The organism is Prevotella sp. SGI.167, assembly GCF_050313615.1.
Lineage (GTDB): Bacteria > Bacteroidota > Bacteroidia > Bacteroidales > Bacteroidaceae > Prevotella.
This window is the reverse complement of sequence record NZ_JBNPLT010000020.1, coordinates 40,604-65,827: the sequence shown is the minus strand read 5'-3', so window position 1 is coordinate 65,827 and position 25,224 is coordinate 40,604. Positions and strand designations below refer to the sequence as shown.

Here is a 25,224-nt window from a genome sequence, read left to right as displayed (position 1 = left end):
GATCTTTTAGTTATCTATTAATACCACTATCCCTTGAAAGGTAAACATGGTAGACTATTCTCTCCTGTTTATGTACGATGTTACTTCTGAGAGTTTGAGACATAAATTCGTTTTGGGTATTTATCAAGTATATTTCTTACAACATCAAATCCTTGATGGTTGTACCATTCATGAATCTGCTTAAATCTACCCTTTCTCCAATACCATGCAAATGTCCGGTTTCTGTCTTCACCATCTTTTGGAAATCCCGGAACTGAGCAGTTACTGAAGAGCCGGTAGACATCAGATGATAAGATCCTACCTTCAACCCACATTTACGAGCCAGTCTGATATTTCGGCGATAATGTCGATCCACATATCCCTTACCATGTGTAGCTCTGATATAAACAAACTTGATTCGTTTGTTCTTCGCTATTTCCTTCCACTTGATAACTCCATTGTGTTTCGATACATCAATGCCGTCATATCCGCCACGAGTATAAGGTTGCCCTTTCAATCTATCAACGAACACATCAGAATAAGATGAAGCGATGCCCACCCATCGCTTCACCTTATATGGCGACACCACATACATGATTCCCAGACCAATACCAGCCAAAACGACCAGGCTGCCTAAGGAAACCAAAGTATATTTCAATCCTTTCTTCATTACATTTTATCTTTTAGTTGTTTTCAGGGGGACAAAGATAATGAATTTATCCGAAACAGCATAGAAAGTTGGGGGATAAATGTATGAAATGGGGGCCTGGAAGTACGAAACCATCAGGAGTTACTAATTATATTCTTCCCACTCGTTGTTGGAAGCCTCATTATATCCTTTATCATAACCATCTTTGTTTCCCTTTTCAAGGCCCTCCTCATAGCCTTTTTTGTATGCATCTTCAACGTCATCTTCGTAAGAAGAACTTCGAGTAGATTTCTCTTGCAAACATTTCTTTTGCTTATGATCCATTATAAATGTATCAAAAACATCAAGTTCCATTCCACAATAAGGACATTTCCATCTAGAATTTGCATATACACTACTTGGAACTTGCACCGAGCTATTTTCAACTTGTTTCTCTTGTTGCTTTGTCGTTTGTTCATGACAACCAACAAGCAATAGAATACTAAAAAGCAAAAACTTATTCATAATAATATACCATTTTAAAATTTCATATCAAATACATTGACAGTCTATCCTTGGCTAACTTTACCAACCACAAAAATACTTACCTCATAGAGTCCATACATCGGCAGCAGCACCATAATACAAGTAAACAAATCTGGTGGAGTTATGACAGCAGCAACAATACTTATCAAAACAAAAGCATGTCGACGATATTGCTTCATGAACTTAGCTTCTAAAATTCCCATTTTTGCCAAAAATAAAGACAATATAGGCAATTGAAACACCAACCCCATCATAAGTGTCAAGGTAACAAATGTTGAAATATACGAATCTAGATTAATTTGATTCACCACACTTGCAGCAACCTGATATGTTCCCAAGAAACGCAATGCAAATGGAAACAACACAAAGTAACTCATCAATACTCCCAAAATAAACAACAGATATATCGCTATTGCCAGCAACACAGAATATCGACGTTCATCCACGTACAATGCAGGTGCTATATAGCGATACAACTCTATCACAATATAGGGAGAAACCAATAGCAATGCCAAATACACCGATGTTGACACATGAGTCATAAACTGACTCGACAACTCTGTATTAATCAAACGTATTGAATATGGCTCGAAACGAAAATCAATTTCCAACCGTTCGAATACCTCTTCAAGCAGATGAAAAGTAACAAAATGATTGTCACACGGAGCCAACAATAAATGAAACGTAGTATCCTTTAAACAGAAAATAACGACTGTCAAACAAATTGTAATAGCAATGATGCGAAAGAGCATCCTGCGGAACACCTCAAGATGCTCTCCGAAAGTCATCAGATTATCATTCTGATTATTTGCCATTCTCTTCCGTTTGTTTATCGGTTTTATCTACTTTGGATGTAGATGTCTGCTCTGTAGAGTGCATTTGCTGACGAGAGTGAGGTTCATCACTATCTGGATCTGAAATTTCTTTCATTCCATCTTTGAAACTACGTACACCCTGCCCCAATCCTTTCATCATCTCTGGCAATTTTTTACCACCAAAGAGAAGCAACACCAAAGCTGCAATAAGCAGTAATTCCGATGTACCTATCATTAATAATAAATTCACCATAAGCCTTATGCAACCAAATAGATTTCACACGTATCAAAATTGATTTCCCAGTTGCCTCCCTCAATGCTCTCCCATTGATATTTAGCTCCCATTCTATCCCACCAAGATTGGAACTTGGTTCCTGTTTCACCAAGATCTTTCACCAATTTCTCATATAATTCAGCATTGTCTGCCGTTAAAATCTTAGCCAACTCGTTCAAGCCATTACGACGCTCAAACAACTGCTGTATCTCATTCTTTTCTTCAGGTGTAACCTGACCTATCTTTTTTCTTGTAGCCATTATTCTTTATTCTTTTAAAATTTGATTATTCCCTTTCTTTTCTCACATCAAAGGGATCAAGATAATTGATTTCTCTGATATCACGACCCGATAAGAACGTGCCATATTTGCGAATATTTTGCAATAAGTTACGGCTTGCATTCCGCTCCAAATGTCCCATCACACACTGTTCATGACTTGGTGTATTCACCTCGTATGTCATTTTACGGTTCAACCAAATACAACGTTTACATTGATAGGCATCGCATTGACGACAAAGTGGAGCATAATCAAGTTTATACAACTGAGAGTTCTTGATATTCATTCCATTCTGCAAGTCTCCTATACTATAGTTTAAACGCCCCAATGCATCTACTTCATCTGTCAAATAGAATGCTGGACAAATATAGAATTTTCCATCAGGTGCCAATGTAATCGTTGTATCACCAGCACCACAATTATTCATTTTATCAAGCACCATTCTATCCGTCAATAAATTACACTGTACTTTTTTTCCTTTTGAAAAGCTAAGCTCTGCAGCCATAGACAACTTGTTCAAACACTCTTTATACAGAGGGATATCTTTATCCTTAAAGGTTTCTACGTCAGTTATTACAACATTCAGTCGCATTACCTGTTGCAGCAACTCACATACCTTATCCACCTTTGAAAACAACGTAAGCTTATCTATCCGCAAGACATAAGATACTCCATGTCTCAACACGACAGTTTCAGTATCATCAATATCGTTTAAAACGATGACCTCACCATTTCCACCCCTACAAGCCGGCTGAATATTAGTATGATCAATTCGATCTATTACTTCAAGATACTCCTGCGGTAACTTATGACAAGGATAAACAAATTGAATGTTCAGGTTCTCCTTCATCGCAAAAACGATACCTGCCTTCAATGTTTCAATAGGCATCAAGTTACTTTCCTTTGAATCATTTGAATAATGACAGAAAGATACTGATGTATCATCCAATAATATCACGAGATATTGCATCATTTCTCACCTCCTTCCCTTTCGAGTTTACGATAGAGCTTATTCCAATAATAATTGTTAGCTCTGACTCTTGCCTTATGCATCTTACAGATAGCTATTGAACGTTGAAATACAGTTGGAGTGTCTGCAGCATCATAATTTTCTCCTTGACACCAAGCGCAACCTGACGCCACATTACAATCAATACATTCCATTGTAGATTGAGTACATCTATCCAATGTCAAAAATGGACGAAGTTTATTTTTGTCTATGCCATCACGAACATTACCTATAACCCAAGCTTTCTTATTACGAAGAGAATACTGAGCAAATCGGGTACACGGATAGAATGTTCCTTCAGCATCTACAGCAAGCATCTGACCTGCCCCACACCAGTTTTGATTGTTAGTAATGCAATCTAATGGTTTTCCTATGTGCTCCATAAAAAAAGAGCAAGCATTGTCCTTATATAAATCTTCCTCTATGATTGCGTCAGCTAATTCTATCAGTTGATTCTCAAACAGGACATCATCTCCTTGCTTCCATACATTCTCGAACACACAGTTTATGTTTACCTCATGGATTCCCAATGAATATAGATGGAGCACACTTTCTTTTATATAAGGTATGTCTGCACTACTTATTGTCACTTTTGTACCTGCGCCAGGGAATTGCTCTAACCACAAAGGGATATTCTTGACAACATCATCGTAAGACCCTTTCTCGTCTTCTGTTTTAGGCAACATCCCTTGCTCCATCTCCTTGGCCTTCCAAATGCGATTGAGGTCATGCTTACGTTTAGTTCCGTCAATAGTGATACCAATACTCAAATGAGAATGATTCTTCTTAATGAATTTTTGTACCTTTTCTGAACTATAATTAATGCCATTCGTTGAGAAAGAAAAACGAAAAGAGTTGAACCAATGATGATTTCTGCGATACATCTCGACTTTAAGATAGTCACATATTTTGTCTATCAAGTCAATCTCCAAGAATGGTTCTCCACCAATGAAGTCCCATATCACACTTTCCTCTTTCATATCCTCCTCATGATCGAGAATATAGTCAATAGCAGCCTTTGCTATCTCCCAAGACATACGTTCTTTCGTATTTTTTCCTATAAGATAGCAATACTTACAAGCTAATTGGCAATCCTTCGTAACAATGAAAGTAATGTTCTTTGCCATTCCAGATTGCCACTCTTCTCTTCGTTCTTTAATTCCATCCATAATTAATAAGATACAAATATAGCACCACCCGAACAACCACGAGAACAGCCTAACCCACAACGACCACTACATGTTCCCGTACAATCCCCACGACAATTACCGCTACAGCCACGACTACAACCGCCAGTACAGGTTGACAAACAATTGTTTCCACAATCGTAAATACACTGATTTTGACAACTTTGCTGACAACTTTGCGAGCAAAGAATACCACAATCAGATTGGCAACTGCTTGCACAACCTTGACCACAACCTGTGCCGCAAGCTGTTGTGCAAGTGCTATGACAACCACCTTGGCATCCTTTACAAGCATTTTTACAGCTTCCAGTACAAGAGGTACAGAGTCCTGAGCAAGAAGCATTACAAGACTGAGGTACCACCTCAACATCACACACATTTGCCAACAAAGACGTTGGTAACATCAAGCCACCCAATATAGGCAATACACCTTTGGCAACATTCTTAAAGAATGCTCTTCTACTTTGAATTTTTTCTTTCATATAATTCTAATCTAAAGTAATACCCAAACCCACATTTTCCCAATATACATTATATGTTTTTGGAGATTTCTTGAATGGGGCTATCCTTATATCAGCCTGCATTTTAACCCTTTTTACAGGTCGTTTATTCCACTGATCATCATGATAATTCCAATAAATTAAGTTTAAACTATTATGAAGTAGACCAGAATAATAATGAGGTCTTTTTGTCCAAATATCATAAGCTGACGGATAATCATCGCATACATAATATTCAACTGTACCTTTATAATTCAGCCATTGGTTATTTTTTATACACTCCTTCATAATTTTCTTGTCTGGCACCCAAAAACCATTTATTGTTATTCGAAGCATATAGTGCGAAATACCGTCAGCTTGATAATAAAAGATTAAATCATCATATGTCCCTGACACACTATAATGAAAATCGTCCCATCCATGCCAAACACCATCATACCATAGATTATAACTTAGCGCATTAGTTGATAACGAAACTAACCCTACAAGCAATGTTAATAATATTTTTTTCATAAGCTCATTTTTAATGATTAGAAAAATAATCTGTCACATACTTTTTCAACAAAAAATTTGCATCTTTCTCATCAATAAGCACAGCCTTATTGACTCCAAAAGACTTCAACCACACTAGCTGAGACCAAGTTGCTCGGTTGAGACGCTCTCCGCGAAACTCATTACTTTCCACAGGAAGCATCACCACTTTTCCTTCCTCAAACTTAAAGACAGCTATATCTTTCCAGTCTTTACCAGAAGTAATACAAACTTGTACATCTGTCCCCTCCACCTTGTAAAAGGAACAGCCTAACTTTTCTAAATTTTTCTGCATTTCCATATCATTTCGATTTAGTTGTTATGTTCATACACATTTACTATTTCCTTTACAAATTCCTTCACAAGTCTATATTCCAAATATCCTTTAGAAGAAACTTTCTGTCGATTATTCTTGTCATTAATAACCAGAAACTTATCCTCTTTAATAAGAATACCATGTACGAATGAGTTTCGTAAATGGCGACAAAAGTCTAAAACCTGTGAATGTTTCTTGGTAAAGAACAATGTAAACTTGGTATAGTCAGTAATCGTAGCTATGTCTTTTTGTTTTACATATCTAACATGGCACTTCACCTTATGCTCATAAAGTTCAAAAGCTGCTTTAAAACGGCTTTTAAACTCTTCATTCTTCACGTTTACCTTTATTTCTTGTTCAAAAATAAAGGCAAACTTTGCAAAGGATGTCATATCATTCTGTAACCCATTGTACATCATACTTATTCTTTTTTTATTCAACATTTAAGAACAAGCAAAAAAGAGGCGTGGGACTATTGCCTATTACTGGGATAGAGGTTGTGGAAGGACCCGTCTGCAAGTAATATAGCAATAGCCCACGCCATAAGATATATCGCTACCTTTCCCTTGAGTGAAAGGTACAATAATCCATATGCGTGAGCCGAATTGCATATTATCATTGCAGACTTTGAAACTTCCACATTCCTATCTCGCAAGATAACGCTCAATACGCTCATTCTTTCGAGTCTTCATCGCAGCCGTTCTTTTCCGTCTGCTCCAACTCTGACCGCAAAAGTAAGCAATATTCTTGATACTGCCAAACTTTTAGCGATGTTTTTTATCCCGAAGGACAAAAAAGGCATTGAACACTGCCATTGCCGAGAGAAAAACACTTCCACATTTCTATTCCATGACAACAATTCAATGCCCTATACCTATATACCATCCCTTACGAAAAGGTAAACAACCAGTTACGATTATTTTTTAGTTATCGTTCCTTTTCTTGTATTCACCGAAAAATTACCAAGGGATGTCTTGACTTTATAAACGCCATTCTTTGATGATACCAGCTTTGCCGACATTCCCATAAAGCTGACGCCGCCGTCCTTCTTCTCAATGGTGTACTTTCCAAAAGGAGTAGCTACGGTGATGTGGTGCTTGGTGTTCTCAACTACACCATACACTATGCCGGATGGTGCCTGCTTTACCTGCTCGGCTACACTCTTTACGGCATTTGCCACATCGGTGTTGTTACTCTTTGCAAAACTGGTTGTGGTGACAGCTACTACCATCATCAACGAAATCATAATCTTCTTCATACCTTATTATATATAAAAAGGGTTATACTTCATGTTCCTCGTTCCACGAATCATTCTCTTCTATCGCTTCCCGATTACGAGCGCAAAAGTAAGAAGATTATTTCTATCAGCCAAATATCTAAACCTACCTTGTATGAAATGCCGTTCTCAATGTACCAAATGACAAAGAGGGTGCGCCATAAGTCTAGATAATAGTTGGTGCATAACAGTTGGACACCGCATGCACATCACCTGTTGTGCAAGCGCATATCAGCTGCTATGCAAGCGCACAACAGCTGTTGTGCGACCGGAGATACTAACTAACTCAAAAACATATACTATCTTTTCTAACAACTTATACTATGTTTTCCAACAACATATCAGTAACATTCCAACAAACAAAAAAGGGTGAATCATTTACTTATGACACACCCTCTTTGCTAAATCAGACACATAATTGATCTTATCTTATAATATTATACACGAACTCATAATCTCCATTCTTCAGCCATTCGGGAACATCATTCCCATTTTCCATAAGGCCTTATTCCTCCTTTTTTTAGTTCAAATTACAATTGCAAAAATACCTCCCGTCAATATTTATAACCAAAATTCATATACCTACAAGTTTTGAATCTAGCGATAAAAATAAGGGGGATTTAGAGGTCGGGAATCCCCGTTTTCTGCTCTATATTAAGAACAAGACCTATAGTTGTACGACTATAAAGTTACAGTTGTACGACTATACATGCTATGGTTGTACAACTCTAGAGTTATAGTTGTACAACTATAGGGGTTATAGTCGTACAACTATAGATTTTTCTCAACGGTATCATCTTGTCAAGAAATTACAAACGCCTGATTATCAGCAAGTTTTTATTCTTCTTCATATTTACGATATTCTCAAAGGAACAATAAGCGTCTGAAAATACGAGAATCTCAGGCAAGCTAATGTAAAGAAAACTCATTCTTAATAACGTCTCAGCTCATTCTTTCCCAATCTACACCTCTTCTATTCTATGCAACTTCCAACCATCAAACTGCATAATGATTCTATGCAACGAGGTTTCAAGAAAGCTGGAGCCCAGGCTATTATCATGAGTTTGCGTTCTGTCAAGGATAAGGAAACGGCGGAGTTTATGACTTGTTTTTATCGAAACTTAGTTCATTTTCCGATGCATAAATCTTTTCAGCTGACGGTCAATGAAATGAAACAGAAGTATCCGTCGAATCCTGAGAATTGGAATTCGTTCATTCTTTTAGATGCAATTTAAATGTATAAAGCTTGTATGGAAGTGGAATACCACCTTCCATACAAGTTTGTCATCCTCTTCGGTATTTGTTTATCTTTCTTTTTCGGTATAGCAAATATCCGCCAATACTCAGTCCACCTATTAATATTAGTAGCGCTATATGATTGTCATCCTGGTTATCATCAGAGGGTCTGGTTTCCGTATGATAATGTGGGCGTTGATGACGTATATGATATTTGGCAAAGAGCATGTTGCTCATTGCGAGTATAAGAACAGTTGTTAAACAGAGCCTTTTCATACGTAATTGAATGTTAAAGTACTACTTTGAATGTTTTATGAAAGAGCAAATGACAGCTACCAGCTTACCAAGTCTTTTGTTTGACTTTACTTCCTGGATGAAGAGTGTTTCTTCATGTTTGCTCATATTGTTTCGGACATATTTATTCACCTGGTGAAATACATCGTCAAAAGTATATTTATCATGTTGCATAAGAATCTTTTTTATAGATCTTGACCTATTATAATATCTATCAGTTCATTATATATCTTGGAGGCTTCTGCAGCAGTCTTTTCAATTTTGCTCAAGAACTCCTCCGAAGAGATGTCTGAGTTGAAAGCATCAACCAATGAGTTGGTTTCTTGCGACTCATTTTCCAGGCGCAGATCTTTTCTTTGCATCAACTTGCGCAGAACAACCACTCCATGGAGGTAGTTGGGTCTTCTGTTTATTACATATTGCATGATGTTCAGACCATTGTCAGGAGTATGCAATTCATTGACTACACTTGCTGCAAAGAAGTATTTTGCATCGAACCTTTCTTTCAGCTGGGCAAAGATCTGACTGTGAATTTCATCTGCAGTTTTCCAATCCTCTTTCAGCGCATAGGCTCTTGCCTGAATGTACATGGCATCCTTGCACTCCTTTTTCTGTGCCAAAACTTGATTGGCATAGGAGATTGCTTCTTCATACCGGTCTCCGTAGAGGCAGATGATAGCATTGATGAAATTGGCACAGATTGAATTGTTTTCAATGACCGGAACTTCACATGTTTTGTGCAGGAGAACCGAGTCATCGATGACAATGTCGAGCAAGGTGGCAATCTTATTGATGGCTTCCTTGATTCTGCATGCCTTGGCGTCCTCAGCAATCAGCTCTAAGCACTTCTCTGATGCCTCGTCATACTTACCCTGATGGAGGAGAGGATAAATGACTTTTGAGAAATCGTATTCATTTTGAAGCTGTTTCTCGTTGTTGAATCCTTTGGCAAACTCCATGATTTCTCCTGAAGGTTTGATGTGAGTCGGCTTAATGGCAGATGACAGGAACAATCCCTCCAGTGATTTTACACGGCTGAGTGCCACATACAGCTGTCCCACCTGGAATATGCCGCGATTCAAGTTGAGTTTCATCTTGCTAAAGGTGAGCCCCTGGCTCTTGTGGATGGTGATAGCCCATGCCAGTCGGATAGGATATTGGGTGAAGGTACCTGTCACTTCTTTTTCTGTTTTCATCTCTTTCTTGTTATACTTGTAGTTGCAGTTTTCCCAAGTAGTCCGAGATATTTGATGTTTCTGGCCATTTTCAAACTCAACTTCAATCTTGTCGTTCTCCAGATGGGTAATGATACCGATGCTGCCATTGGCCCATCTTTTGGCAGAATCATTCCTGCACATCATGACCTGGGCACCCACTTTCAAGGTCAGACTTTTCTTTACAGGATATTTTTTCTCGTTGAATTCCTTTTCAATCAATGCCTCGTAGGTAAATGCTGGCGTATCGAGTTTGTCAAGTTCCTCTTTGTTGAGTTTATCTGCTTCTGCATTTACTGAACTCAGGGTAATGACGTATTTGTCATTGCATTCTTGCATTCTGGAGTTGAGCTGGTCAAGATCTTCCTGTAGGCAGATGCCATTTCTGATACGGTTGAGGGTTGAGAGGAACTTCGCATCTTCCTGACGATATACCTTCTGGAACTCAATCGTCGGCAGGTTTTTGCCCCTGAAGGCTTTAGCCTTGAAGAAAAATGGGATACCTTCACCATACATGTCGTACAGAATTTCCTGGTCTTCTGCCTTAACCACTGGAGGAAGCTGATAGATGTCACCCACGAAAACTACCTGCTTGCCACCAAAAGGAAGGCCGGAGTGGCAGATGTGTTTCAAGGTACGGTCAATGGCATCTATGAGGTCTGCTCTGCACATTGATACCTCGTCAATGATAAGAGTATCAACGTTTCTTAGCAGTTCAATTTTAGCACTTCTTACCTTGCCTACCTCTTTGAAGGTGATGACACTGAATGGAAGCCCAAAGAATGAGTGGATGGTATCACCACCTGCATTGATGGCTGCGATGCCTGTTGGGGCAAGAACGATGAAGTTCTTGTTGATTTCCTCTTGAATCTTCTTCAGGAATGTGGTTTTACCTGTACCTGCCTTGCCTGTCAAGAAAAAACTTACGTTTGTGTCCTTGATGAGCTGATAAGCCATTTCCTGCTGCTTGTTGTTTACGTCGTATGTCATGATGCTTGATTTTTATTGATGTTTATGATATGAATTATGTTAGTTCTCTGTTTGCAAAACCGGTAGGAGGTTCTGAAGATTGATGTTGTAGTCATCAGAAAGCAAACTTACATAAGTAGCTCCTACAATTTTGTCCACTTCGCTTACAATTGAATCCCTGCGGACTGGCAGATTCTGCAACTTCATCTGAGAGGTAATATAATCAGAGACCATTTCCTTGACCTTGTTTTGAATCAGGTCCTTGTCATAGAAGGTCTTCTCGAATTTGTGGGAACCAATGAGCGTTCTTGATTTCTCGTTGAAGGTATAGACTTCAATCTCATCAATGTACTTAAAACTATGGAATAGTCCCACCTTTTCTACTATGGCCAGACGGTCAGAAAAACGCAGTCCCTTGTAGTACCAGTTTCCTTTTGCAGACTGGTATTCATCACTGATGAACATCTTTTCTCCTTCGTTCCATACAGGGATGTTGCATCTTGGATTTCCATAAACCGGTAAGATGCCGTCAATGAACGATGTAGTATTGATTGAAATGTTTGCCATAACTATATTCTCCTATTCTTTAGTTCAACAATCTGGTTGGGTTATTCTTGATGGCTTCCTCTACAAGTTTGTTGGAGAAAGCTTCGATATCACTTTTTGCAAGGGAGGCATTGATGAGTTTTGCCTGGCTTTCAATGTAGTCCTCCAGCATTCCGATACACATGCTCTTTGCGCTGCTTTCTGAGAAAATACAGCAATTGAGATCTTTTGTGGCAATGAGTTTCTTGTCGGTTCCATTGTAACCGTAGATTCTGATGCCATTGAGGAAAGTGTAGAAGTAGCCTTCACCAATACTATAGCTGATGATGATTCGGTTCGACAGGCGAATACCCTGATAGTAGGTGTTGCCCATTGCACTTGTATAAGCATCTGAAAGATAAATATTATGCTGCTTGTTATAAGTAACATTGCTTCCAGAAAGAGCAGGTAAAGCACGCTCTACTACTGCTGTTAAATTTGCCGCGATATTCATAATTCTATATTTTTATTGTTTATACTCTGTTTTAAAGATTCATACTGAAATCTTACACAGATATATACCATCAGTTCGGGAAAGGTAAACATCACCTTGATAAAACTTTAAAGAAGACAGAAAATGTGCCTTTCAAAGGAGAATATAAGGTTTTCTTCTCCTTAAAATATAAAAAAACAACTCTCTTGACATATAATTAGAAAATATTTTGTTACCTTTGCCACAAAAAGTATGGTTACCATTATACCTCTTATTATATTGTTTTTAGCAGCATTGCTGTTTGTACCCTTTGCTAGGCAGCTTGCAAAGGACAAGATGGAATTGGCTGCCAATCCCATCAACGAAAAGTTTGGGATACTTGTGGGTATCATCAATGATGCGCTTCTTGCCGGTGGAGGTGAGGTCACTCTTTTCGATGATAATCCAAAACTCATGAACCTGTTTTCCAAAGATCAGGCGAATATTCTTATTCAGTTCTTCTATGGAACAGGTAATCTTACCATTACTCTGAACTATAAATATTATCAAAGAGAACTGGTCTTTAAAAAGGAGTTCTATCATCTTCGGGAGGCTAGTATATACCAACAGAAAGATGTTGCCAATGAGTTTATAGAATTATGCCAGGAGAAAATCATGGAGCATCAGCGTAAGGTATCTTATGAAAGCGTCAATGGTATGAAGCATCCTCATCAGGGTACTGGATACCCGAGTGATCCTACTAATGTTCTCAGTATTATGTTTGCTTCTGTATCAAACGAGATGCGTTGCTCCTTGGTCAACTTTGTGGTAGCTATTGCTCAGGAAGCTGGGTTGGTTGCAGAGAAGGATTTCTTGGAAATACCACCGTTGGCCAACTTCATCCTTTCTTTAAATGTAAAATGGGAGGATTGCAGACAAAGATTATTGGCAATGGGGGAGGAGCAGATTTACAAAGATCTCAATGCTTTGGAGGAAAGTGCTGCTACAATGCTGATGTTGACTTCTGCTCAAACAGTCAGTTTGCTGAATGTTTCCAATCATCCTGAAATGGAAAGTAAATTCTATAGTTCTTTTGAGAGAATTGGCTACTCCAGGGAAGTGGTAGATCAAACCTTGACTAAAATGATGGCTATGAGCCAGATGTTCTTATGATGAGGAGAGTAATACTTATCTGGATGCTGGCTCTCGCATGTCTGCATACCATGGGAAAAGAAAGGTGTTTGCTTATCGGTATAGGTCATTATCCATCCTCCACCGGTTGGCATGAAATAGGATCGGTAAATGATGTGAAGCTCTTGCAGAAGTCAATGACAGCCTTTTCTGTTCAGCCCCTGACAGATCAGGAAGCAACCCATGATGGAATATTGGCTTCCATCAACCGATTGTTCTCTGAAATTGAGCAAGGTGATACAGTTCTCATTCATTTTTCTTGTCATGGCCAGCAGGTTCTAACCAAGGGCAAGGATGAGAAGGATGGGTTGGACGAGGCACTCATACCATACGATGCCCGCAGTAAACGTTCCAGCAGTTATCATGGAGAAAATCATCTCCTTGATGATGAACTGGGTGTCATCATCAACCGTTTTCGCAAGAAACTGGGAGAACATGGATTCCTGATTGTTTCTTTGGATGCTTGTTTCAGTGATTCCATGAACAAGGGAGAAAAGAAGTCACGGAATGTAGTATATAGAGGTGGAGAAGAGATCTTCGGTGCCAATTACATAACGCCTGACAGTTTAAAGAAGGTGCAAGCCAGGAGATTGCTGCAGGATAATGTGCCTTTGGAATATATGGAGAAGGCAAGTGAAATCATAGTCATCAGTGCATGTAAGTCCTATCAGCGCAATCGGGAGATATCTGTCAAGGGAGTCAGTTACGGTCCTTTGTCCTATGCGATGGCTTTGGCTTTCCAGCATGGAGGGATTGCTGATGTGAGGAGTTGGTTGGACAGGGTATATGATGAAATGGCAACGAAGGCCTTTACACAGAATCCACAGATAAGAACTACTTTGGATTACAGATTTCCAGAGGTCACCATGGACGAGCCTGTGAACCAGGTAGAAGAGCAGTCTGTAGCACATCCATGGTATGTTTATCTGGCAGCAACCATTTTATTAATTGTTATATTCGGAATTATTATATGGAGAATGAAAATACGCAAATCGTAAAGCCTTCCATAGGATTATCTATTCTGATGTACCTGTTTTTGATGGTACTGGTAAAGTGTTTCTTTGCACAGTATGATGCCATTGATTCATTGTCAGAACAAATCCTGATGGGCTATGATACCATAGTTGTCGTCAGTTCATTTCTGATAGATATATTTATGTATGTGTATGGAGTCGTAGCTATATATAAGACATTACAGAGAAAGAGTTATGGCATAGGAATGTTGAAGATGGCCGTTTTCTATCTGGCTTTGCAGCATACTTTCAAGTCTTTGGGTCCGGTGGGAATGGCACCTAAGCTTTACTTTTGCATGGCTGCTGTTTTTGAATGGTTCTTCTTCCTTTATCTGTTCAAGGCCAAGAGTCTGATGGTCTATTTGCCACCCAAGATGAGAACGTTTGGAGTTTATGGTATTTGTGGTCTTTCTCTGTATGTAATGGTTGGAGGCCTATATGGAATGAATATCTGGCAAAGTATCATGAAGCAAAGTAACAGCTCAAGAATGAATGTTGCTAAGATGGAATTGGATAGCCATCATTATACAGATGGTCTTTATGCTTTTCAAACACCGAAATCTTGGGTAAAAGACTCTATCAAATCAAGTAAGGATGGTGAAGCTTTATTGGTCTTTCATTCTTCCAATGCCGCAATCATCCAGATGACAACAGTTCTAGGCGAGTGCAGGTCGAGATTGGATTTTTATCAGTTGGTGTTTCAGGCGAAAGTGAATGCTCTTGATTTCCGGGAAGTGGATTATGGAGAAAGACAGATCAACGGGTCCACATTTTACTATAGTACTTATGAGTATTTTAACAGGAAGGGGAAAAAGAAGTATTGGTCATTCTCCTCTTTGGTTGATACGCATAGCTATAAGATTTTATGTTTGTCTCAGATGGAAGCCAATTCGCCGAAGCAATCCCTATATGATACCATTGAAATCATGGGGAATGCCAAAAGTTGCCTAGAAGAGTGAGGTGTTGTGCATCAAAGCATAAATCAGATAGAATATGCTGCATGTGGCAACAATCCTAAACAGGCAAATGAAGAGGGGAGACACAAAAAAGCCTATGGTAAGGTCTTTGACAGACTCCCACCATCCCTTTTTGTGTACACAGCGGTCATACATGACAAGGTATGCCGCCAAAACGCCACCTGCAAACAGCAGGAATTTAATCATTGATATAATCATTTTGCAAAGATATGAAAATTAATCGGGTTTCACAGAAGGATCATCCAAAAATATCATGGAAGAATAGCTTTTTTATGAATATTTATTATTTCTTCTGCTTCTATAGACTGCTAGCCTCTATAATAATAGGCTTGGCTTTTTCCATACTGCTTTTTCTGATTGTGATGGATTTGATGATTCCCTCACAACTGAGCAGCATTGATTATAAAACCACCTTGAAACTCTTCGACCAGTTACAGCAGGCTAATCGTCATCAGGATGCGATTAATCTGATGGAGTATAAGGGTAAAATCCTTGATGATTCTCCCGAAGAGATTGTCTACAAGTCAAGGTTGGCAGATTCTTATTATCATGTGGGTGACTATAGCAAGGCAGAAAAAATGTATCTTGATATATGGAATCTGCTTCCAAAGTTTATAAAGGAATATGGTGATTCCGAAGATGCTGATGTGCAGTTTTCCAAGCAAGCATTGTATTATGCTACAGCCAGAATCATCTATCTCTTTTACGAAAAGATAGGTGATGTCAATAATCAGCTCAAGTTTTATCATATTTACAAGAAGTATTATGATGGTGCACAACAGGAGATAGACCGGTTCGTAGCAAAGGCCTACAATGAAAAGGAGTGGTTTTCAACTTTAGATATTGCCATTCCTAAAGAGCTTATACAGTATGATTCCATTGTGGTTTCCTATTATCAGAATAAGGAATTGGCCATCAGGAGTATGGGGAAGTATGTTGATAAAACATTAGGTAACCAGCAATATCCCCCACGTTACAAGGTTAAATGTCTCAATCAGCTTATCAAGTGGGATTTTGAAAATGGTAAGGAGATTGATGCCTATCCCAGAATCCTTCAGGCTGTGGACCAGGTAAAACAGATGAATGTACTTGCTGAGTGCGAAGAGTTGGGTGATCTGTCTGACTATTGTTTCAGGATTCATGATCTTTCCTTGAGTAAAGTACTGTTTAAGAAATATCAGAGATTTCTGGATCGCTATCATGACAAGAATGATTATGAATATATCGTGAATTATGTGAGAGGTTTCAGATTTCAGGAGGTAGAGGGAGACTGGGATGGACTCATATCTGATTTGCAACTCTACTGTGAAGGTATGAAAAAGCAGATTGCCTTGAACATTCCGTCAATGACAGAAGAGCAGCGTGAGCATTTTGCCCAGCAGTTTGATGTGGCCTATAATTATGCTTTTCATGTATTGCAGAAACATCCGACGCCAGAATTGGCCAATTTGTGTTTTGACAATATCACTTTTAAAACAGGACTTCTTCTCCGTTCCAATTTGTCTATCAGACATAGTATCGAGAATATGGGAGACCCTGAGATTCTGAAAAAGTACAATGAGCTGGGTGATTTACGGAAGAACCTGTCTTATCAGGAGATTTCAGGAAAGAAACTGTTTAATCAAAGAGATGAGATACAGAAGAAAATTGATGATATTGAGAAGGAACTGGCGTTGAAATGTACAGATTTCAAGACAAAGAATGAACTGGAAAATCAGGATTATCACCAGGTACAGAAGAGTTTGGATTCTGGTGAAGCACTCGTCAATCTGGTTGAGAACGAAGGTCAGCTGTTTGCACTCATGCTGAAACACAAGGGTGATGTGTCATATATCCCTATGGGAAAGCTTGCTGATATTCAGAGCCAGCTGCAGCGACCGATCTTTGAAATCTATCATGATCCGGGGCTTACCCAAAAACTCTTGGGGAAGGTGTTGGATGCGGCTGCTGGTATCCATACCTTATATTATGTACCAAAGGGAATTTACAATCAAATTGCTGTGGGTGCATTATATATGGGCAATAACAAATATGTATGTGATACAAGGCAGTTGAAGCTATTGGCCAATCCTATGGATATAAAGACGGCAAAGCCATTCAACTTGTCTGCAATCAGTCATGGTGCTACGTTATGGGGTGGTATTGATTATGGACCGGGTTCTGTAACTCTTCCAGCGGTGAAGAGACAGGCTATCAAGCGAGGAGAAACGCTTTCCAACTTGCCTTATGCCTATAATGAAGTGATGGATATTTCAGCTTTGTTTCGGGCTAAAAATGTAAGGAATAGGGTTTATACGGGTAAATATGCCACAGAAGCTGCCTTTAAGTCAAGAAGCAAGATGAAGAATAGCATCATACATATATCTACCCACGGCTTCTTTAAAGACAATGCTCCGAACAAAAATCCGATGTTGGAATCGGGATTGTTCTTTGCAGGGGCAAACAGGTATTGGTGTAATGACACGCTGCAATTATCTCCTTATGCAGATGATGGTATCTTGCGTTCTGCCGAGATTGCCACATTGAATTTGGCTGATTGTTCACTGGTGGTGTTGTCAGCTTGCGAAACGGGTTTGGGATACAGCAATTCCAGCGAGGGAGTGTATGGATTGCAGAGAGCCTTTAAACTCGCAGGTGCCAAACAGATTCTGATGAGTTTGTGGGCAGTGGATGATAGGGCTACGGATATGTTGATGACTGGGTTTTATCAAGGCTTGCTGCGTGGAGAAGATGCTGATGAAGCTTTGCAGAAAAGCAAGGCTCATCTTAGGAAGATGTATCCTTCTCCAGAAGACTGGGGGGCTTTTGTCCTTCTTCATTAAACTGTTCGTTCCAACTAGTTAAACAAACGGAGGATACATCATGGCGGTGTATCCTCCGTTTGTTTTCAATGATTGGATTTCATTTTTCTCAAGATAGAATTTGTCTTCAAATACTCATCTTCCGTGAGAAAATCATATCTTTTTTTGCCCAATCTGTTCAAGACAAAATGGTGCCAATAGCTGTGATGAAGGTTCTTGGGACCATGCAATGTGGGTGTTGGATTCTTGCAAAATTCCATGTTCATAAGGAGTATATTCTTGTCGTTGACAACATAAGGGGTAGAATTCATGATTTCATTCAAAAGTTCGTATGCACTGGCGTATTGTTGGATATGGATCAATGCAGATGAAAGTTTCATCTTTTTTACATAATCCGGTTTTTCACGGATATCTTGCTTCAGGAGTTCTGCCATGATGGTGTAATACCGATAGTCGCGTCTGAACTTCCAATAGTTGTAGCCCCAGTATGCCACCAGGAAAATAATTAATAATTTAGCCATATATCGATCTTTTTGGTTAGTTATCCGACAAAGTTACGAAAAATATCTGGAATATGGAAGGAATCAGTCATTTTTCTTTTAAATTCAAAAAAAACTATTTGGGTGTTTACCTTTTCCAGATTGATGTTATATAGGAGTGTAAGACATCTGATGGTGTTATTAGAAGATTAAATATGTTGAATTATAAAAAATAATAGATTATGATAATTATTAAAAACAAAAGATGTAAGTTGGAGAATATTCGTAAAGAATATCCTGGTGCAATAATTTTTGATGTTACTTCTAAAGGTGCATTGAAAACACTCTCTCCATTCTATCCACATGGTAATATTCCAGTATTTGGTTCTGACAAAGAACCTAAGGATGGAGATCCATATCTCGGTTCAGCAGAACAGAGACCATTTAAATACTATTCTGCTTCTGTAGAAGGTATGTGGCAAGGTCTGAAGGTGTTTGAGCATGCAGGTGTTGATACTTCTTGCTTTACTAACACTACTATGCGTAATTTGAAGCGCAGCTGTAGACGTTTTGGCAAATGTTTAGGACACATGTTTTGGGGAAAACTAATAGACTATGCTACTGCAAGAGACAGTATTTACAAGCCTGCTTATGAATACATGCTTTTATGGCGTTGTCGCGAGGAAACTGATTATCTGACTTATTTAAATGAACACAATAAGACAATAGTATTACTTGATTATAATACTAATTGTGATTTGAATGATTTGTCTTCTCCATTGTCACATGCTTCTCTAATTAAAGAATATGTAGAAAGTAGTATTGTATCGGAAGACTTTGTGTTCTCTCAGGAATGGGTAGATAAGCACTCAGTTAAGTAATATTCGCACATTTTTAAGACAAGCTCCTAAGCATGAGTGTAAACTGCTTATTTTTAATATGCAATAACACTACTGTCTGGATAAATCCGGATTATGTAGTGAGATAGAACAAATTAAGATATAATGGTTATGACAAATACTAAGATTCCGGGACTCAGCTTCTCCCTTAAACGAGCTGTTGGCATTACTGCCGCTAAACGTGCCTTTACAAAGGCTACGGGTATTCCCACCACGAAGACTGGTATCGAGAGAAAGATCGGTGCTGCTGTCATTGGGATGATTTTTGGGAAAAAGAAATAGGAATGTTTACCTTTTCACAACTCGAGGTATTATATGATGAATCAAGTTATCGAATTTATGAATAAGATGAAAAGAAAAATGCAAAGAAGAGGATTTGTTATGATCCATTCACTTTGCAAAAGTAAACAACAGAGCAGGCGTCAGGCTTCTCCTGTTGAGACCATCGGTCAGGCATCAGCGGATTCTGCGTCTGTTGCCATGATATATCGCAGTGAATTGGATTACATCTCACGATGCATTCTGGATTCAAAGACGATTGAAACGGGTGGGCAGCTCTTTGGCTTCTGGACTTCTACAGGGATTCCTGTTGTACTCTATGCCATTGGTCCAGGACCACACGCCAATCATCAGTGTACCTTCTTTAATCAGGATGTTGATTATCTGGTAAAGGTAGGAAACATGCTTCTGCAGAGATATGGATTGCAGCATATCGGTGAGTGGCATTCTCATCATCAGTTGGGACTGGCTCATCCAAGCGGTCATGATGCTTCCAACATGCAGATGGTAATTGACCAGAAGCATCTTGGCAGGTTCCTTCTTTGCATTGGCAACTGTGATGCGCATGCTTCTACGCTGAATGCTTTCTCTTTCTTGGAGGGACATCAAGACTATCAGCATGCTTCATGGCTCATCAAAGAGATGGATAGTCCATACCGTCAGCTCGTGGACCGGGAACTTCACGACATTCTCCTACATCCTTGTTGTCAGGAGCCTAACATGGTTGGCTTGAAAGTATTGGGTGAGGAAAAGCCTGTCTTCAGTCAGGAATACTGGCTTCGTGACAAGCAGAACAATCTTGTATTGAAGAAGATTATTGATTTTCTTAACCAGTATGCCGACAACCGGGGATGTGATGTGAAATTGGATGGGAGAGGGCATGTGCATCTTTTTCTGGATAAGCAGGATGGAAGCATTGAGGAAATTTACTTTCCTGGAGGTTTTCCGCAAGAAGCCCCTGTGGTGAAGCTGCAGGATAGAGTGATGAAGGCACAATGGAACTATAATGGTGATATTTATCGATCTTTCACCTATTATTATGGTATGAGTTTGCCTCAGGAATTGGTTAGTAACTTATAAATTGAGAATGATATGATGGATTATCAGAGACTTCAATTGGAAAAGCAGGTGTTGGCTCGCAAGTTGCCTGCCTCTGCCTATGTTTTCCAGGATATGAATACATCAAAGCCCTATATTCTGTTAGGAGCTGTCACCAACAGTAAGAATATCTATACCATTAGAATAGACTTGGATCAGTTTCCTAATGAGGTGCCAAAGGCTTTTGTTACCAAGATGCTATTGACAAAGACTGGTAGCCGGATGGACTCTGCGAGTGCTACTATGCATACATTGAGCAGTGAACATGGTTTTACGCGAATTTGTCATTATGGGTATAACTCATGGACGCCAATGGTTTCTATATACAAGATATATATCAAGTGCCGTCTTTGGTTGGAAATGTATGAAGCACATCTTCGTACTGGCAAGAATATAGATTTTTTCTTGAACCATCAGGCATAGTTTTTACTGTTACATTAGTCAAATTTAAAAAGACAAGCAATATGAGAATGAATGATAATGAGTTGAGCGCACTGGCAGACAGTGTTCGTGAACAGGGATTGAAGCAGGAAGCTTCAATGACACAGTTGGTTTATGATTCACAAACAGGAGAGTTCCGACAGATTACCCGGGGAACCCAACCTCTCACTGGTGAGATTGTTACAGATATGACGGAGAACGGCTTTGCCTGTTCTCCTGTCATTTACCTGAGCAAGCAGGATGTGCTTGAATTCGCTTCTGAAGGGGGCGAGGTTGCTGAAGGTTATTCTTATGAGTGGGAGGGTGAGCAGGTGGTTCATCTTTCCCTGAAGAAAGCCTTGCATGCTTATGGAGATGCCGGCCACATTCTTTTTGCGACTTCTACTGCTGCGGTGAATGAGGATTACACTGGAAAGTTCTTCCTCATCGTAAGGGCAGAAGATGATGTCCATGTATATGAAAAAGTGAATGGAGAGCTGATACCGAGAGCTTTTGAATATATCCCTGCTAAAGATGAACTCTACTCTAGAAGCAAAGGTATTCTGGAAGTGAATGTATTGGAGGGGAAGCGGGTGATGATTGTTGGCTTGGGTAGTTTTGGCTCTCAGATAGCCATAGAACTGGCCAAGGCTGGAGTGGGGAGTTATTCTCTTTGGGATTTTGATAGGGTGGAGTTGCACAATTTGGCTCGTCATACCTGTGGTATCCAGGAATTGGGTCGTTTGAAGACCAATGCCATCCAGGATGCTATCTTGGCCAAGAATCCTTATGCCCGGGTTGACAAGTTCGCTTATGATATCAGTCAGCAGGAAGAGTTGATGAGAGAGGAAGTGGGCAAGGCTGATCTGGTTATCTGTGCCACAGATAATAATGCAAGTCGTTTCATCTTGTCGAAAGCGCTCGTTGATTATCAGAAGGTTGGAATCTTTGGTAGAGCGATTACCCGGGCTGAGGGAGGTGATGTGTTCAGATATCGCCCTGGTGGTCCTTGCTATTGCTGTCTGATTGGCAATCATTGGTTCAACTCGCATAATGAAGAGATTGCTGATGAGAGGTCTGCTCGTCGCTCAGGTGCCATTCCGGCATATATGTCATCGGAAGATGCTGATGCTGTGGTACAAGTGGGTTTGTCTTCTGATATCCAGCCAATTTGCACTATGATGGTCAAGTTGGCTCTTGTGGAACTTTCTAGAGGTAGTGAATCAGGAATCTCCTCTTTGGAAGACGAGCTAGTTTATGACTACTATATGTGGGCAAACCGTCGAGAACGTCACTATGCCAATTGGGCTGCTCTGCCTGGGGCAGGTAATATGCCAACCATTATGCGATGGTATGGAGCCAGGATAGATAGGAATCCTTCTTGTGCTGTATGTTCTCCTGCGATGAGCGTCTTAGACTTGGGGGAGGATATTGAGGCAAAACTGGAAGGACAGATTGAATTGACAGACATTGATTTTGAACTGAATTGACAATGGGAATGAAATATAACGATAGGACTGGAGAATTTGAAGAGGAGAATAGGGGACACAAACCATCTACAGTGAGAAGTCATACCACATCTGCAAGCAGCCAGCCAAGCAGACCATCATCATCTCCATCTCCTTCTCTGGGGAGCGATGATCCTGGAGGGTGTTTATCTTTTATTAGCTTATTTGTGCTGATTGTGGTAGGTTGTGCATTTGCCTTTATTTGTTATCAGGCATGTTCTGATACAAATGGTTCTTCAAGCACTTCCACCCCTCAGGATGTTCCTTCTACTTATCAGGATGTAAATAATGCCGCTTCTGATTTTTCTATAAGCAGTGATGCCCCAAAGGGGAATTCTTCCAACACTTCTGTTTCTTCAGAGCCTGCTAAGTCAACTCCATCATACAGGACAGAGGAATGTGAGGAAGTATGTACTACCTGCAAGGGCGAGGGAGTAATTCCATGTAAGGTTTGTCATGGTACAGGAAGAGCATATTGTCCCCATAATTGTCCTCAGTGTTTTGGAAGGGGATATACTGAGAGAAGCTGTATCTGTGGAGGACCAAGTATGGCTGGTGGCTGTTCTTTGTGTGGGGGAACTGGTGTAGTAAGGTCAAAGTGCATTTATTGTGGTGGTTCCGGTAGGCAAGAATATGCAGAATGTACCCGATGCAAAGGATCGCTAGGAAATACTGAATTATGTCCTACTTGTGCAGGAAAAGGATACGTAACTAAGTCTAGGCTTGTTTTTGAATAGTGTGGATTCATTGCTGATTGTGATTTTATTATTAAGGATGTTCTCTTTTGACCAATGGTCAGTTTTTGATGAGAACATCCTTAATAAGGAGATATACTGAGTTATTGATGCTTATTGAATGGTTAAATACTGTAAAATTGCCTATTTTTAAAGACAAAACGAGTAACTTTGTATTTAATAAAATGTTAGAATATCGTATGAAGCAACTGTTTTCAAATATATTGTTTATCTTTGTTTGTAATTCTACTTTTGCTCAAGTAGATTGGGTACATTATGCAGATAGCATTGAACAAATTTCTCTTCATCATGATTTGGATTATCAGGCAATATTATATTATATGAATAAGAATGCCAGTAAACGTCTAACGGAAGATTTAGAGAAGAGTCGTTATATTTATTTATATGGTTCTTCTCTTTATAACTTGGAAAAATTTAAAGAAGCAATTCCATATTTGAAAGAGTATATTCCTTTGAAACAAAAACTCCATCAGATTGATGTGGATTTGATGGAGGCTTATTCTGCTTTAGGTAACTGCTATTTAAGTTTAGACTCATTGAATTTAGCAGAAAAATATTGTCGGCAAGGTATCGTATATTTTGATGGATTGAAGGGCAGTATTGGCATTTTCGACAAGTATGAACTATACAAAAATCTAATTAATGTCTATGTAAAAAAAGGAGATGTTGATTTAGTTAGGGATGTGCATAGAGAAGCTCAAAAATGGTGGGCTGCTTTTTGTTTAGAAGGTCATCCAGATATGAAGCAAAATGTAGAGGATTACAATGATATTTTAGAGGAGGTTCAAAGACTGGAATTTGATAAAGATACGATTTCTGTAAATTACATTGCGAAATTAAGTGCCTTAGGTTTGGCTCTGTCAAATATTTATGTGTTTGATGAAGCAAAATATGAACTTGATTGTGCCTTTTATAAGGCAAATAAATATTTTAATCAGCAAATCCCAGAGTTGAAACCTGCTTATGAAGGATTATATCAGTATTATCTTTTTAGTCAGAATTATCAGGGACTCATTGGATTTTTGCCAGCACTTACTGATTATTTTAAGGATGATGATGATAACTTGAAATATCAGGCTCCTCATGTTTATATGAATTTGGGAACTTTTTTTGCACAAGAAAATAATCCTCAGCAGGCATATACTTTCTATAATTTAGCATATCAATATATGCTAGAAAATGATAAACCGGGTAATATGATAGAAATAGAGAAATCATGCTTGATACGTATGGCACAAGCAACGACTGCCATGCAAGAGACATCCCGTACATTAGAAATAGTACAGGTCTTGGAAGAAATACTTACTCCCAAAGATACTCTATGTAATATTTTATGTTCTTATCAGAAAGGGTTGGCTTGTTTAGCATTACAGCAATATGATTTAGCGGTTGATATTTTTACTAATAAAATGCCTCTTATTAGAAGTACTTTAGGTATGAATCACCCGTATTATTTGGATTTTCTCAATGAACTTGGTTTGGCATATCTTTGGGATGGCAAATTGAATGAAGCAATTGCTGAGTTTAAGGAAGCTATAAGTATTGCTGATTCTACCAAACAGGAAAGAAATCTTTATCTCTATTATCATAATTTGGGCAGAGCTGTAATGTTGACTAATGATAAACAAAATGCTCTTAAACTATTAAAAATGTCTGAAAAGCTTCAGAAAGAGCAGTTTGGTAATGTGATGGAAAATACTACAAATTATATAAATGAATGCATGAAATAATGAGACGCTTCGTTTTCCTTTTCAT

At 39.0% G+C, this 25,224-nt stretch carries 27 protein-coding genes; 11 read left to right on the top strand and 16 right to left on the bottom strand.

Annotated features, from left to right (window positions below):
- Positions 1-136 precede the first annotated feature (136 nt).
- The 12 genes from ACQRBJ_RS11020 to ACQRBJ_RS10965 form a co-directional block, all read right to left on the bottom strand.
- Entirely contained in the window at positions 137-649 is a 513-nt protein-coding gene (locus ACQRBJ_RS11020; protein WP_445303640.1) for a GH25 family lysozyme, read from the bottom strand.
- Between the two features lie 123 nt (positions 650-772).
- A complete protein-coding gene (locus ACQRBJ_RS11015; protein WP_218487509.1) occupies positions 773-1,132 on the bottom strand; it encodes a hypothetical protein in 360 nt (119 codons plus the stop codon).
- Between the two features lie 44 nt (positions 1,133-1,176).
- Complete coding sequence (tatC, locus tag ACQRBJ_RS11010; protein WP_119237012.1) at positions 1,177-1,968, bottom strand: twin-arginine translocase subunit TatC; 792 nt, start codon at positions 1,966-1,968, stop codon at positions 1,177-1,179.
- On the bottom strand, positions 1,958-2,221 hold the full coding sequence (locus ACQRBJ_RS11005) for a Sec-independent protein translocase subunit TatA/TatB (protein ID WP_228115256.1): 264 nt from the start codon (positions 2,219-2,221) through the stop codon (positions 1,958-1,960). Before ACQRBJ_RS11005 ends, tatC begins: the two co-directional genes overlap by 11 nt.
- A gap of 5 nt (positions 2,222-2,226) precedes the next feature.
- Complete coding sequence (locus ACQRBJ_RS11000; protein WP_118063970.1) at positions 2,227-2,502, bottom strand: CXXX repeat peptide modification system protein; 276 nt, start codon at positions 2,500-2,502, stop codon at positions 2,227-2,229.
- A gap of 25 nt (positions 2,503-2,527) precedes the next feature.
- The gene (locus ACQRBJ_RS10995) at positions 2,528-3,493 is read right to left on the bottom strand and encodes a CXXX repeat peptide maturase (RefSeq protein WP_218487508.1); all 966 of its coding nucleotides are present in this window, start codon (positions 3,491-3,493) and stop codon (positions 2,528-2,530) included.
- Positions 3,490-4,698 (bottom strand): radical SAM peptide maturase, CXXX-repeat target family, encoded by a 1,209-nt coding sequence (locus ACQRBJ_RS10990; RefSeq protein WP_445303639.1) that lies wholly within the window; start codon positions 4,696-4,698, stop codon positions 3,490-3,492. The genes ACQRBJ_RS10995 and ACQRBJ_RS10990 overlap by 4 nt, the downstream gene beginning before the upstream one ends.
- Before the next feature lie 49 nt (positions 4,699-4,747).
- The gene (locus ACQRBJ_RS10985; protein ID WP_445303638.1) at positions 4,748-5,011 is read right to left on the bottom strand and encodes a hypothetical protein; all 264 of its coding nucleotides are present in this window, start codon (positions 5,009-5,011) and stop codon (positions 4,748-4,750) included.
- Between the two features lie 193 nt (positions 5,012-5,204).
- Complete coding sequence (locus ACQRBJ_RS10980) at positions 5,205-5,729, bottom strand: hypothetical protein (RefSeq protein ID WP_444456641.1); 525 nt, start codon at positions 5,727-5,729, stop codon at positions 5,205-5,207.
- A gap of 10 nt (positions 5,730-5,739) precedes the next feature.
- A complete protein-coding gene (locus ACQRBJ_RS10975; RefSeq protein WP_444456643.1) occupies positions 5,740-6,048 on the bottom strand; it encodes a hypothetical protein in 309 nt (102 codons plus the stop codon).
- Between the two features lie 11 nt (positions 6,049-6,059).
- Entirely contained in the window at positions 6,060-6,455 is a 396-nt protein-coding gene (locus tag ACQRBJ_RS10970; protein WP_445303637.1) for a hypothetical protein, read from the bottom strand.
- A 524-nt stretch (positions 6,456-6,979) separates the two neighbouring features.
- A complete protein-coding gene (locus ACQRBJ_RS10965) occupies positions 6,980-7,321 on the bottom strand; it encodes a hypothetical protein (protein WP_445303636.1) in 342 nt (113 codons plus the stop codon).
- 998 nt (positions 7,322-8,319) lie between these two features.
- On the opposite strand from ACQRBJ_RS10965, the gene ACQRBJ_RS10960 reads away from it, so the two are divergent.
- Positions 8,320-8,574 carry a CHAT domain-containing protein gene (locus ACQRBJ_RS10960; RefSeq protein WP_445303635.1) on the top strand — a complete coding sequence of 85 codons (255 nt, stop codon included), beginning with the start codon at positions 8,320-8,322 and terminating at the stop codon, positions 8,572-8,574.
- Positions 8,575-9,054: 480 nt separating this feature from the next.
- Here ACQRBJ_RS10960 and ACQRBJ_RS10955 read toward each other — a convergent pair whose 3' ends face one another.
- Genes ACQRBJ_RS10955 through ACQRBJ_RS10945 form a run of 3 tightly spaced genes read right to left on the bottom strand, consistent with a single transcriptional unit; the run spans position 9,055 to position 12,091 of the window.
- Positions 9,055-11,073, bottom strand: coding sequence for an AAA family ATPase (locus ACQRBJ_RS10955; RefSeq protein ID WP_427879839.1), 2,019 nt, complete (start codon positions 11,071-11,073; stop codon positions 9,055-9,057).
- Between the two features lie 39 nt (positions 11,074-11,112).
- Positions 11,113-11,619, bottom strand: a complete 507-nt coding sequence (locus ACQRBJ_RS10950; protein ID WP_445303634.1) for a hypothetical protein — start codon at positions 11,617-11,619, stop codon at positions 11,113-11,115.
- A gap of 19 nt (positions 11,620-11,638) precedes the next feature.
- Positions 11,639-12,091: a hypothetical protein gene (locus ACQRBJ_RS10945; protein WP_264909164.1), complete on the bottom strand. Its 453-nt coding sequence runs from the start codon at positions 12,089-12,091 to the stop codon at positions 11,639-11,641.
- A 231-nt stretch (positions 12,092-12,322) separates the two neighbouring features.
- Between ACQRBJ_RS10945 and ACQRBJ_RS10940 the strand changes: the two genes are divergently transcribed.
- The 4 genes from ACQRBJ_RS10940 to ACQRBJ_RS10925 all read left to right on the top strand — a co-directional run bounded on the left by ACQRBJ_RS10940 (position 12,323) and on the right by ACQRBJ_RS10925 (position 18,052).
- Positions 12,323-13,222, top strand: a complete 900-nt coding sequence (locus ACQRBJ_RS10940; protein WP_445303633.1) for a hypothetical protein — start codon at positions 12,323-12,325, stop codon at positions 13,220-13,222.
- Entirely contained in the window at positions 13,219-14,238 is a 1,020-nt protein-coding gene (locus ACQRBJ_RS10935) for a caspase family protein (protein ID WP_445303632.1), read from the top strand. Before ACQRBJ_RS10940 ends, ACQRBJ_RS10935 begins: the two co-directional genes overlap by 4 nt.
- Complete coding sequence (locus tag ACQRBJ_RS10930; protein ID WP_445303631.1) at positions 14,211-15,212, top strand: hypothetical protein; 1,002 nt, start codon at positions 14,211-14,213, stop codon at positions 15,210-15,212. Before ACQRBJ_RS10935 ends, ACQRBJ_RS10930 begins: the two co-directional genes overlap by 28 nt.
- Positions 15,213-15,502: 290 nt before the next feature.
- Positions 15,503-18,052, top strand: a complete 2,550-nt coding sequence (locus tag ACQRBJ_RS10925) for a CHAT domain-containing protein (protein ID WP_445303630.1) — start codon at positions 15,503-15,505, stop codon at positions 18,050-18,052.
- A 65-nt stretch (positions 18,053-18,117) separates the two neighbouring features.
- On the opposite strand, the gene ACQRBJ_RS10920 is transcribed toward ACQRBJ_RS10925, so the two are convergent.
- Complete coding sequence (locus tag ACQRBJ_RS10920; protein ID WP_445303629.1) at positions 18,118-18,552, bottom strand: hypothetical protein; 435 nt, start codon at positions 18,550-18,552, stop codon at positions 18,118-18,120.
- A 200-nt stretch (positions 18,553-18,752) separates the two neighbouring features.
- On the opposite strand from ACQRBJ_RS10920, the gene ACQRBJ_RS10915 reads away from it, so the two are divergent.
- From ACQRBJ_RS10915 to ACQRBJ_RS10890, 6 genes are all read left to right on the top strand, one after another.
- On the top strand, positions 18,753-19,391 hold the full coding sequence (locus ACQRBJ_RS10915) for a DUF6939 family protein (protein ID WP_445303628.1): 639 nt from the start codon (positions 18,753-18,755) through the stop codon (positions 19,389-19,391).
- A gap of 129 nt (positions 19,392-19,520) precedes the next feature.
- A complete protein-coding gene (locus ACQRBJ_RS10910) occupies positions 19,521-19,691 on the top strand; it encodes a hypothetical protein (RefSeq protein ID WP_441200695.1) in 171 nt (56 codons plus the stop codon).
- Positions 19,692-19,769: 78 nt separating this feature from the next.
- Positions 19,770-20,768, top strand: a complete 999-nt coding sequence (locus tag ACQRBJ_RS10905) for a hypothetical protein (RefSeq protein ID WP_445303627.1) — start codon at positions 19,770-19,772, stop codon at positions 20,766-20,768.
- 12 nt (positions 20,769-20,780) lie between these two features.
- On the top strand, positions 20,781-21,209 hold the full coding sequence (locus tag ACQRBJ_RS10900) for a hypothetical protein (RefSeq protein WP_427879843.1): 429 nt from the start codon (positions 20,781-20,783) through the stop codon (positions 21,207-21,209).
- Positions 21,210-21,250: 41 nt separating this feature from the next.
- On the top strand, positions 21,251-22,696 hold the full coding sequence (locus tag ACQRBJ_RS10895) for a HesA/MoeB/ThiF family protein (RefSeq protein ID WP_445303626.1): 1,446 nt from the start codon (positions 21,251-21,253) through the stop codon (positions 22,694-22,696).
- Positions 22,697-23,633: 937 nt separating this feature from the next.
- Complete coding sequence (locus ACQRBJ_RS10890; protein ID WP_445303625.1) at positions 23,634-25,199, top strand: hypothetical protein; 1,566 nt, start codon at positions 23,634-23,636, stop codon at positions 25,197-25,199.
- Positions 25,200-25,224 lie beyond the last annotated feature (25 nt).

Excerpts from the sequence above, each read along its gene's own strand:
- ACQRBJ_RS10920 (WP_445303629.1), bottom strand. The coding sequence starts at position 18,552 with ATGGCTAAATTATTAATTATTTTCCTGGTGGCATACTGGGGCTACAAC.
- ACQRBJ_RS10905 (WP_445303627.1), top strand. The coding sequence starts at position 19,770 with ATGCAAAGAAGAGGATTTGTTATGATCCATTCACTTTGCAAAAGTAAA.
- ACQRBJ_RS11000 (WP_118063970.1), bottom strand. The coding sequence starts at position 2,502 with ATGGCTACAAGAAAAAAGATAGGTCAGGTTACACCTGAAGAAAAGAAT.
- ACQRBJ_RS10945 (WP_264909164.1), bottom strand. The coding sequence starts at position 12,091 with ATGAATATCGCGGCAAATTTAACAGCAGTAGTAGAGCGTGCTTTACCT.
- ACQRBJ_RS10930 (WP_445303631.1), top strand. The coding sequence starts at position 14,211 with ATGGAGAATGAAAATACGCAAATCGTAAAGCCTTCCATAGGATTATCT.
- ACQRBJ_RS10970 (WP_445303637.1), bottom strand. The coding sequence starts at position 6,455 with ATGACATCCTTTGCAAAGTTTGCCTTTATTTTTGAACAAGAAATAAAG.
- ACQRBJ_RS10960 (WP_445303635.1), top strand. The coding sequence starts at position 8,320 with ATGCAACTTCCAACCATCAAACTGCATAATGATTCTATGCAACGAGGT.
- ACQRBJ_RS10895 (WP_445303626.1), top strand. The coding sequence starts at position 21,251 with ATGAGAATGAATGATAATGAGTTGAGCGCACTGGCAGACAGTGTTCGT.
- ACQRBJ_RS10935 (WP_445303632.1), top strand. The coding sequence starts at position 13,219 with ATGATGAGGAGAGTAATACTTATCTGGATGCTGGCTCTCGCATGTCTG.
- ACQRBJ_RS10950 (WP_445303634.1), bottom strand. The coding sequence starts at position 11,619 with ATGGCAAACATTTCAATCAATACTACATCGTTCATTGACGGCATCTTA.
- ACQRBJ_RS11005 (WP_228115256.1), bottom strand. The coding sequence starts at position 2,221 with ATGGTGAATTTATTATTAATGATAGGTACATCGGAATTACTGCTTATT.
- tatC (WP_119237012.1), bottom strand. The coding sequence starts at position 1,968 with ATGGCAAATAATCAGAATGATAATCTGATGACTTTCGGAGAGCATCTT.
- ACQRBJ_RS11015 (WP_218487509.1), bottom strand. The coding sequence starts at position 1,132 with ATGAATAAGTTTTTGCTTTTTAGTATTCTATTGCTTGTTGGTTGTCAT.
- ACQRBJ_RS10890 (WP_445303625.1), top strand. The coding sequence starts at position 23,634 with ATGTTAGAATATCGTATGAAGCAACTGTTTTCAAATATATTGTTTATC.
- ACQRBJ_RS11020 (WP_445303640.1), bottom strand. The coding sequence starts at position 649 with ATGAAGAAAGGATTGAAATATACTTTGGTTTCCTTAGGCAGCCTGGTC.
- ACQRBJ_RS10995 (WP_218487508.1), bottom strand. The coding sequence starts at position 3,493 with ATGATGCAATATCTCGTGATATTATTGGATGATACATCAGTATCTTTC.
- ACQRBJ_RS10900 (WP_427879843.1), top strand. The coding sequence starts at position 20,781 with ATGATGGATTATCAGAGACTTCAATTGGAAAAGCAGGTGTTGGCTCGC.
- ACQRBJ_RS10940 (WP_445303633.1), top strand. The coding sequence starts at position 12,323 with ATGGTTACCATTATACCTCTTATTATATTGTTTTTAGCAGCATTGCTG.
- ACQRBJ_RS10965 (WP_445303636.1), bottom strand. The coding sequence starts at position 7,321 with ATGAAGAAGATTATGATTTCGTTGATGATGGTAGTAGCTGTCACCACA.
- ACQRBJ_RS10990 (WP_445303639.1), bottom strand. The coding sequence starts at position 4,698 with ATGGATGGAATTAAAGAACGAAGAGAAGAGTGGCAATCTGGAATGGCA.
- ACQRBJ_RS10975 (WP_444456643.1), bottom strand. The coding sequence starts at position 6,048 with ATGGAAATGCAGAAAAATTTAGAAAAGTTAGGCTGTTCCTTTTACAAG.
- ACQRBJ_RS10910 (WP_441200695.1), top strand. The coding sequence starts at position 19,521 with ATGACAAATACTAAGATTCCGGGACTCAGCTTCTCCCTTAAACGAGCT.
- ACQRBJ_RS10925 (WP_445303630.1), top strand. The coding sequence starts at position 15,503 with ATGAATATTTATTATTTCTTCTGCTTCTATAGACTGCTAGCCTCTATA.
- ACQRBJ_RS10985 (WP_445303638.1), bottom strand. The coding sequence starts at position 5,011 with ATGCTTGTAAAGGATGCCAAGGTGGTTGTCATAGCACTTGCACAACAG.
- ACQRBJ_RS10955 (WP_427879839.1), bottom strand. The coding sequence starts at position 11,073 with ATGACATACGACGTAAACAACAAGCAGCAGGAAATGGCTTATCAGCTC.
- ACQRBJ_RS10915 (WP_445303628.1), top strand. The coding sequence starts at position 18,753 with ATGATAATTATTAAAAACAAAAGATGTAAGTTGGAGAATATTCGTAAA.
- ACQRBJ_RS10980 (WP_444456641.1), bottom strand. The coding sequence starts at position 5,729 with ATGAAAAAAATATTATTAACATTGCTTGTAGGGTTAGTTTCGTTATCA.